Genomic DNA, 8,454 nt, shown 5'->3' on the forward strand with positions numbered 1-8,454 from the left:
CCGCCCGCCGGCCGGCCGGCGGGCGGCAGCGGGCTGGGCCAGGAGAGCTACCGGCTGCGTCCCTTCGTGGCGCCGGGGGTGCCGGAGACGCGTCCGCAGCTCGGGGACTCCGCGCCGGGGCAGAAGGTGCCGGTGCGCAAGGCCGCCGCCCGGACGCTGCCGGTGAAGGGCCGCAGGATCGCGCTCACCCTGGACGACGGACCGCACCCCGAGTACACCCCGCAGGTGCTCAAGGTGCTGCGCCGCAATCGCGTGCGGGCGACGTTCTTCCTGATCGGGGAGAACGCCGAGTGGAACCGCGACCTGGTGCGGGCCATCGCCGCCGACGGGCATCTGATCGCCAACCACTCCTGGACCCATCCGCGGCTGGACACCCTGCCGCGGGAGAAGGTGCGCAAGGAGCTGGCCGCCACATCGGAGCTGGTGGAACGGATTCTCGGCGGCGCCCCGGGCTGGGCCCGGGCCCCCTACGGCGCCTGGGACACCGCCTCCCTCCAGGTGTGCGCGGAGCTGGGCATGGAGCCGCTGGGCTGGTCGGTGGACACGGAGGACTGGACCCGGCCGGGCAGCGACGAGATCTCGTCCGCCGTGCTGGAGGGCGCCCACCCGGGCGGGGTGGTGCTGGCGCACGACGGGGGCGGCGACCGGTCACAGACGGTCGCCGCCCTCCAGCACTGTGTGCCGCGGCTGATCGACCGCGGCTGGTCCTTCGTTCTTCCGGCTCCGGGGCCGGTCTGAGCCTTCCGAACCCGCCCCGGGCCCGGCCCGGGCGCGGGCACCGGGGTGCTAGGCCCGCGGCTTGCGGCCCAGCGCCGCCACCACGTCCTGGACGTTGACGAAGGCGCGGTCCTCGGGGAGACCGGCCAGCGACTGCACCAGATCCTCCGGTGCGTGCTCGGCCCGCAAGGTCTCCATCAGATGCCGCCGGTCGGTCGGGAACTCCGTCCGGCGCAGATGGCGGGCCAGCTCGAAGCGGTACGACTCGTCCTCGTACTCCCGGTCCATCAGGTCCTGCCTTCCCCGCAGTGCCAGCGGCGGATCGTCGTCGGCGTCCGGCTCCGGCCGCCGCCACTCCTCCGTCCGGCTCGGCCGCTCGCCGCGCAGCATGCCCGTGAGCTCGTGCTTCATCTCGTCATCGAGGTGGACGTTGTAGCGGTCGCTACCCCGTTGTGGCATGGCCGGCTCCTTCCGTTTCCTGGTCGTAGACCCAGCGCAGCAGCGCGCCCAGGCCGCCGGCCGGACCGTCCTCGGCGCCGGTCTCCGGCAGCCGCACGGTCAGCACCTCGGCGTTCGTCGTCGCCGCCGAACGCAGCAGCGCGTCGTCGGCGCGCGCCATCCGCGGGTCCTCGTCGCCCAGATAGGCGATCTCCGACCGCCGCAGGCCGAGCTGGTCCGGCTCCCGGCCGACCCACACCTCCCGGTGCAGATCCTGCCCGTCCGGGCTGACCAGCAGGGCGTCGATGCGGTGTTCGCGGGCCGCCTCGATCAGCGCGGGCACGCCCTCGGCCGCGCCCAGCCGGCCCTGCCGGTCGGGGTGCCGGCCGGCGTGGAAGCGGTCCAGCACCTCGCGGATGCGGCGCTCCTCGTAGTCGGCGCGGGCGTCCTCGACCACCTCCGCCAGCCGCTCCTTCCGGGAGCCCGGCGCACGTCCGCCGAACTCGGTCTCCACCGCCGCCTCCCGGAGCTGCGACGGCAGCCTGTCGTGCACGGCCCGGCGCTCCCGGGGGTCGCCGGCCAGCACCAGCACCGGGGCCCCGGTGCGGCGCTGGGCCTCGGCCAGCGCCTCGGCGATCACGCCCGCGTTGTGGTCCCAGGTGTTCTCCACGGTCTGCTGCCAGCGGCGTTCGGACCAGTCCGCCGCGGAGGTGCGGTGCAGGGGGTGCTGCTCGCCGCCGACCTGTCCGGCCGGGCTGGTGCCGAGCGGTCCCCACTCCTCGAAGTCGGCTCCCCGGCGGTCGATGTACGCCACCAGGCAGGACGGCCGGGTGCCGGTCAGCTCCAGCAGCGGCTCCACATGCGGCAGCGCGGACCACCACGCCTGGGCCGCGCTGGCCGGCGGCATCTCCAGCGGGGCGTCCAGCACCACCTCGCCGTGCGTGGCGAACAGCGCGTGGCCGGCCGGGGCGGTGGAGCGCTTCAGGCCCAGCAGGGCGTTGTGCAGGGCCTCGCAGGTCGGGCGGTCGGCGCCGTCCCGGGCGAGCTGGTCGACCGCCTCCTGGGCCGCCAGTTCGTGCCGGGTCAGCGCGTCCTCGGTGGTGAGCGCGGTGTCGAAGTACACCGATGCCCATGGCCCGGGGCGTTCGAAGAGCGGGTTGAGGAATCCGAGCTTCATGGCTCCCTCCTCGTCTGCGGCCTGGTGGACGGGCCGGGTACCCCTCCGGCTGCTGACCACACCGGATGGCCGGGCGGCCCGGGTTTTGGCGGCACGGCGGCGGGGACCCGGGTGCAGGCCGAGTGAACGGCCGTTTCGTGAGGGACACAGGACCTCCGGATCCGGGAGCGGCATCCCCGCCCCGGCTCCGGGGCCCACGAGCGGCTCGGTGAGCCGCGGCTTTCGAGACGTTCGAGAATCATGCGCTGACTCGCACCAAAGGTGCAACAAGCGCAGAATTGTCGGGGGATTCGTGAAGTCCCGGCGCAGATGCGCCGGCGCGGATCCTCGGAAAGGGGCGAGTGACGATGGCGGATGTCACGCACCGGCGGGCGGACCTCGCCGGTCACCCGGACATCTACGAGATGCGCGATCGGTACGAGCGCGTGCTGCACGGACGGGATGTCGTGCTGGTGGATGCGCTGGTTTTCCTCGCCGGGCTCTACTGCGCGATCTCGCCCTGGGTCGTGAACAACTTCACGGCCACGCAGCCGAACCTGATCGTCAACAACCTGATCGTCGGTGTGGCGCTGGGCCTGCTGGCCCTGGGCTTCACCATCACACCGGAGCGCATGTACGGCATGAGCTGGGCGGTCTGCGCGATCGGCGCCTGGATGTTCGCCGCGCCGTGGTGGGTCGGATCGTTCCCCGACGCCGGAGTCATCTGGAACAACTTCCTCATCGGGGGAGTGGTCTTCATCCTTGGCGTGGCCGCCATCGCCCAGTCGATGATGGTGCGGCGCAAGCGCCAGGACACCTGATCCGCGCCACGGGTGCCTGCCCGCGGCAGAGAGGGGAACGCTGACATCCCACGTCGAACACCGCGCCCCCGGCGAACGCTCGCCAGGGGCGCGTTTTGTCCGTCTTCACTGCAACCGATTGCATCTTTCCTGCTTCATCGCCGCTGATGGCAGGCACCCGACAAGGTTTTTCCTGCCGCATCCCTTGTGCTACGAGCGTCTTCTCTGGACGATGTAGCCCCATCCAGCCGGGAAACCGCTCTCCAGGGCTACAAGCCTTTGCACGAATCGGAGAAGACTCAACGATGAGACTCAGATCCAAGGTGATCGTCGGGGCCTGCGCCCTCGCCGTCGTCGGGGCCGGGGCCCCGGCCCTCAGTGCCGCCGCGGCCTCCTCCGCCCCCGGCGACACCCTCTCCGCCGGCCGCGGCCACGGCGGCTCCGGCAGCAAGCTGGGCTTCGAGGTGCTCGGCCCCCGGGACGGCTGGGGCGCCTACGGCAACGGCACCAGCGGCGGGGCCTCCGCGTCCCCGGAGAACATCCACACCGTCACCGACCGCGCCGGACTGCTGGCCGCCCTGGGCGGCCAGGACGACGACACCCCGAAGATCATCTACGTCAAGGGCACCATCGACATGAACGTCGATGCCGAGGGCAACCCCGTGACCTGCGACGACTTCGCCGACCCGGAGTACTCCTTCGAGGAGTACCTGGACTACTACTCCCCGGAGAACTGGGGCTGGGACAGCAAGCCCTCCGGTCCGCTGGAGGACGCCCGCAAGCGGTCCCACCAGAACCAGAAGGAGCACAGCGTCTACCGCATCGGCTCCAACACCACCCTGGTCGGTCTCGGCAAGAACGCCAGGATCACCGGCGGCGCCATGTACGTCCGCGACGTCAGCAACGTCATCATCCGCAACATCAGCTTCGAGGCGGTCGAGGACTGCTTCCCGCAGTGGACGCCCACCGACGGCTCGGCCGGCAACTGGAACGCGGAGTTCGACGCCATCTGGCTGTACGGCGCCACCAACGTCTGGCTGGACCACAACACCTTCCGCGGCGGCGGGCGGCCCGAGCAGGAGTTCCACGGCAGGCCGTACATGGTCTACGACGGCTCGGTCGACGTCACCCGCGGCTCCGACCTGGTCACCATCTCCTACAACCACTACGACAACTACGACAAAGGCATGCTGGTCGGCGGCAGCGACAGCCACAGCGAGGACATCGGCAAGCTGCGCGTCACCTACCACCACAACCTGTTCGAGAACGTGCTCCAGCGCTCGCCCCGGGTGCGCCGCGGCCAGGTGCACCTGTACAACAACCACTACCTGGTCACCGCGGACGCGCCCTTCCCGTTCGACTACGCCTGGGGCGTCGGCCTGGACTCGCAGATCTACGCCCAGAACAACTCCTTCGAGGGCGACATCGAGCCCGGCCGGATCGCCCACCGCTGGAACGGCACCGCGCTCCAGGAATCCGGCACCTTCCTCAACGGCTTCGACGACGACGACCGGGTGGACGTGGTCGCCGCGCACAACGAGGCCCGGCCCGACTCGCCGCTCGCCGCGGACGTGGACTGGACGCCCTGGCTGTACGGCAAGGTCCAGCCCGTCGAGAAGGCCGTCAAGGACGTCACCCGCAACGCCGGAGCCGGCCGCCTGAGGTGACCCGGCCGGACCCGGCCGGGTCCGGCCCCGGACCCGGGCACGGCCGCTGACGGCCGCGCCACCCCCGCCCGGCGGTGCCCGGCGCCGAACCTCCCCGGCGCCGGGCACCGCCGCCACCGTGCGGACCGCCCCCCGCCGTGAGACCGTGACACCCCGGGCAGCCGGACGGAAGACACGCAGGCACGCGAGGCACGCGAGGCACGGGAGGTGAGCGGCCATGCACGTCAGGGAAGCCGGGCACAGCAGCGTGCCCCACCCCGCCGACCTGCGGGTACTCGCCTGGGCACCCACCCGCGAGGAATGCCTCGCCCAGGCCGTGCAGGGCATGGTCGACGCCTTCGTCGACCCCGCCTCGACCGTCCTCGCCGCACCCGCCCGCAACCTGGACACCGTCATCCCCGCACTGCACGACGAGGAACTGCTGCGCGGACTCGCCGAAGAGGTGCTGCACTGGCTGGAGACCGGCGGCGAGGTGCCGGTGCGCGCCCGGGTGGCCGCCGTCCCCGGCGGGGTGCGGGCCCGAATCCGCCTGGTCCGGCTGCACACACTGCGCACCACGGGACCGGTGCCCACCGCGGTCGCCGACCGCGGCCTGTCCATCGGCCCCACCCCCGACGGCTGGCACTGCGCCCTCACCCTGGCCGTCTGACACACCGCCATCCCGTCCGGCCGGAGCGGCGGTACGGCCCCGCGGACCACTCGCGCTCCCTTGGTCGCCCCGAATACGACGTGGTAACTTCACCAGTCAAAACGGCACCCGAGCCGACTTCACGGGGGAGTGGTCGGTGGTGACACTTGGGCCGCACGAGCCGCACGAGCCGCACGGAGAGTACGACGCGCCCGGGGCGCACCAGGCGCCCGGCCCCGGCGCATCCCGGGCCCGCCTCACGATCAGGCTCGTCGAGGAGCTGCTCGCCCTGGACTGCGTCCGGGATCCCACCCAGCGGTACGAATTCACCCTCACGGTCTCCGAATACCTGCGCCGCACCATCGCCTTACCCGGCCGGGGCGCCCGGTCCGACACCGCCGCCCTGGCCCGCTCCGCACTGCGGGACGACCACGGCCTGGAGGCCGTCCTCTACGCCGTGGCCCTCTACAACGGCGACGACATCGCCACCGAGATCCGCCACCGGCTGGCCGCCGGACAGCCCGCACCGGCGGGCCCGCCGCCTCCCCCCGTCCCGGGCGTCCAGGCCGCCCCGGCCGCGCACTCCGCGCCCGCCCGGACCCGCCTGGACGCCGTCTTCTCCGAGGCCGCCGTCACCGCGGCCCGCGCCCTGCTGGCCCCGCTCACCGGCCCCGCCGCCCGCGACCTCCGCGACCGCCTCGCCCACGAACTCTCCCTCGACCTGCCCACCGGGCTCACCGCCGCCAAGCTCTTCGACCACCTGCTGGAGGCCAACGCCCAGCCGGACGGCCTGCCGCCCGCCGTGGTGCTGACGGAATGCGCCGCCGCCCGCCCGGACGCCCGCCCCCGCGAGCAGCAGGAGCTGGAGACCTGGGGCCAGGAGTGGGCCGCGCAGGCCGGCCTCACCGGGGCGCTGTACGAGCGGCGGCAGCAGATCCGCAGCACCCCCGGCCCGTCCCCCGACATCCCGCGCTGCGTGGTGGTGATGGCCGACCCGGCGGACGACGGCTCGCCCGACATCTACGTGCGGCACTGGATCAACCCCACCGCCGGTTACTGGCGCACCATGGCCGGCGACACCGAGCGGGCCACCATGGACACCCTGGCGGACGCCGTGGACCGGGCCATCCGGCGCGGCGAGCGGCTCTGGCTGGACGCGGCGGACGACCAGGGCCCGGTCTTCGTCGAATTCGTGCTGCCCTTCGCCCTGCTCAACCACGATGTGGCCCGGCTGGAGCTGGACGCGCACGGACCCGACCCGCTGCCCATCGGCCCCCGCTACTTCGTCCATCTGCGGAGCCTGGAGCGCATGCGGGCGGCCGACCCCCGGGTGCTGCGCGCCTGGCGCGAGCGCTGGGACACCCTGCGCGCCTCCGGCATCGTGCAGCCGCACCACTGGAGCTCCGCCGACCTGGCCCAGCTGCCGCACTGGCGCGGCGCCCTGATGAACAACAAGCACCTCACCGCGGTCACCCTGAACGGCCCGGCGGTCGCCGGGCGCGCCCTGGAACCGCTGCGGGCCGCCATCGCCGAGGGCATCGGGCTGGCGCTGTGGGACCGCCGGGACGTCTTCCACCCCCAGGTGCGGGAGCTGCTGTCGATGATCGTGGGCTTTCCGCCGGACCGCATCCCCGCCACCGTGCACACCCTGCGGGCCCGTGCCGAGGAGGACGTTGACGGACCCCGCATGGTGGGCAGGCACCTGGCGTTCTTCTGGGACGATCCCTACCGGCTCATCGACCGAGAGGAGGTGTCGGCGTGACGCAGCCGGACGCCGAGACCAACGGGAACCCCGGCTCCTGGCGGGTCTTCCACGGGACCGGAGCGGCACCCGCTGCCGACGGCGGCGGGCCGCCGGAGCTTCCGCAGCCGCCGCCCTGGCGCGAGTTCAGCGGCGAACCGCTCCAGGAGCCGCCGGCGGACGACGACCGGGCGGCGCTGCGCCGGCTCGGCGGTCCGGACGCCCGGCCCACCCTGCGGGAGGAGGAGGTCGACACCGTCAACGCCGCGCTGCTGCTGCGGCGTCCGCTGCTGGTGACCGGGCCGCCCGGGGTCGGCAAATCGACCCTGGCCTACCTGGTGGCGCGGGAGCTGGGGCTGGGCCGGGTGCTTCAGTGGAGCATCGTCAGCCGCACCGCACTGCGCGACGGGCTCTACGACTACGACGCCATCGGCCGTGCCCAGGCCATCGCCGCCTGGCGCGCCGGCGGCCCGGGGGAGCAGCCCCACGCGGAGACCGGGCGGCGGCCGGAACGGCCCGAGGAGCCGCCCTACCTCGGTGACTTCATCACCCTCGGCCCGCTGGGCACCGCGCTGCTGGCCTACCGCCGGCCCCGGGTGCTGCTGGTCGACGAGCTGGACAAGAGCGACATCGACCTGCCGAACGACCTGCTGCACGTGCTGGAGAACGGCAGCTACGAGATCCCGGAGCTCATCCGGGGCGGGCTGCCCTCGGCGAGCGTCTTCACCGCCGATCCGGGGCGCCGGGCCACGGTGCTGGAGGGCAGGGTGGAGTGCCGCGAGTTCCCGCTGGTGGTGATCACCAGCAACGGGGAGCGGGAGTTCCCCGCGGCGTTCCGGCGCCGCTGCCTGCCGCTGGAGATGCGGCCGCCGAGCCGGGAGCAGCTGCTCGCCATCGTGGTCAGCCATCTGCGCCGCAGGCCGGAAGGGGTGGCGGCGCTGATCGAGGACTTCGAACGCCGGGTCAGGGAGGGCGGCACGCAGTCCGTGGACCAGTTGCTGAACGCCGTCCAACTCACCGCGGCGGGGGGCTTCCAGCGTGATTCACAGGGGCATAAGCTCATCGAAATGCTGCTTCGCGACCTCGCGAAAGGCCGTTGATGTCCGGCTTGGCCAGGGAGCGTGCGCCCGCTGTGCCCGAGGAGCCGAGCGGGATCTCCGGCGACCCCCTCGGCTGGCGTGAGCTGGCCGACGCCGCCTGGCTGGCCTCGGCGCGGCTGGCCGCCGGCCGCCGCGCGGCGGGGCCGCGCCGGCCGTTACCGGCCCCCGGGACCGAGGAGCCCGGATCGCCGGGGGCACCTCCCGCAG

General features: G+C 73.2%; 8 protein-coding genes. 6 read left to right on the forward strand and 2 right to left on the reverse strand.

Features of this window, described 5'->3' with window-relative positions; genetic code table 11:
- Nucleotides 1–738: polysaccharide deacetylase family protein (locus GQS09_RS24690; RefSeq protein WP_165989781.1), on the forward strand; the 738-nt coding region annotated here is incomplete at its 5' end.
- Nucleotides 739–786: 48 nt separating this feature from the next.
- Here GQS09_RS24690 and GQS09_RS24695 read toward each other — a convergent pair.
- Entirely contained in the window at nucleotides 787–1,176 is a 390-nt protein-coding gene (locus tag GQS09_RS24695) for a DUF2795 domain-containing protein (protein WP_165989782.1), read from the reverse strand.
- Complete coding sequence (locus GQS09_RS24700) at nucleotides 1,160–2,332, reverse strand: Vms1/Ankzf1 family peptidyl-tRNA hydrolase (RefSeq protein ID WP_165989783.1); 1,173 nt, start codon at nucleotides 2,330–2,332, stop codon at nucleotides 1,160–1,162. Before GQS09_RS24700 ends, GQS09_RS24695 begins: the two co-directional genes overlap by 17 nt.
- Nucleotides 2,333–2,679: 347 nt before the next feature.
- Here GQS09_RS24700 and GQS09_RS24705 point away from each other — a divergent pair, with 347 nt between their 5' ends.
- The 5 genes from GQS09_RS24705 to GQS09_RS24725 all read left to right on the forward strand — a co-directional run bounded on the left by GQS09_RS24705 (nucleotide 2,680) and on the right by GQS09_RS24725 (nucleotide 8,247).
- Nucleotides 2,680–3,132: an SPW repeat protein gene (locus GQS09_RS24705; protein ID WP_165989784.1), complete on the forward strand. Its 453-nt coding sequence runs from the start codon at nucleotides 2,680–2,682 to the stop codon at nucleotides 3,130–3,132.
- 284 nt (nucleotides 3,133–3,416) lie between these two features.
- Nucleotides 3,417–4,778, forward strand: coding sequence for a polysaccharide lyase family 1 protein (locus GQS09_RS24710; protein WP_165989785.1), 1,362 nt, complete (start codon nucleotides 3,417–3,419; stop codon nucleotides 4,776–4,778).
- Nucleotides 4,779–4,995: 217 nt separating this feature from the next.
- Nucleotides 4,996–5,427: an archease gene (locus tag GQS09_RS24715; protein WP_165989786.1), complete on the forward strand. Its 432-nt coding sequence runs from the start codon at nucleotides 4,996–4,998 to the stop codon at nucleotides 5,425–5,427.
- 136 nt (nucleotides 5,428–5,563) lie between these two features.
- Nucleotides 5,564–7,168 carry an effector-associated domain 2-containing protein gene (locus tag GQS09_RS24720; RefSeq protein WP_165989787.1) on the forward strand — a complete coding sequence of 535 codons (1,605 nt, stop codon included), beginning with the start codon at nucleotides 5,564–5,566 and terminating at the stop codon, nucleotides 7,166–7,168.
- Nucleotides 7,165–8,247 (forward strand): AAA family ATPase, encoded by a 1,083-nt coding sequence (locus GQS09_RS24725; RefSeq protein ID WP_165989788.1) that lies wholly within the window; start codon nucleotides 7,165–7,167, stop codon nucleotides 8,245–8,247. Before GQS09_RS24720 ends, GQS09_RS24725 begins: the two co-directional genes overlap by 4 nt.
- Nucleotides 8,248–8,454: the final 207 nt, after the last annotated feature.

The sequence above is a fragment of the Streptomyces sp. YIM 98790 genome, from assembly GCF_011421595.1.
In the GTDB taxonomy this organism is placed as follows: domain Bacteria; phylum Actinomycetota; class Actinomycetes; order Streptomycetales; family Streptomycetaceae; genus Streptomyces.

Coding starts and splice junctions, on each gene's coding strand:
- GQS09_RS24715 (WP_165989786.1), top strand. CDS start 4,996: ATGCACGTCAGGGAAGCCGGGCACAGCAGCGTGCCCCACCCCGCCGAC.
- GQS09_RS24700 (WP_165989783.1), bottom strand. CDS start 2,332: ATGAAGCTCGGATTCCTCAACCCGCTCTTCGAACGCCCCGGGCCATGG.
- GQS09_RS24705 (WP_165989784.1), top strand. CDS start 2,680: ATGGCGGATGTCACGCACCGGCGGGCGGACCTCGCCGGTCACCCGGAC.
- GQS09_RS24695 (WP_165989782.1), bottom strand. CDS start 1,176: ATGCCACAACGGGGTAGCGACCGCTACAACGTCCACCTCGATGACGAG.
- GQS09_RS24710 (WP_165989785.1), top strand. CDS start 3,417: ATGAGACTCAGATCCAAGGTGATCGTCGGGGCCTGCGCCCTCGCCGTC.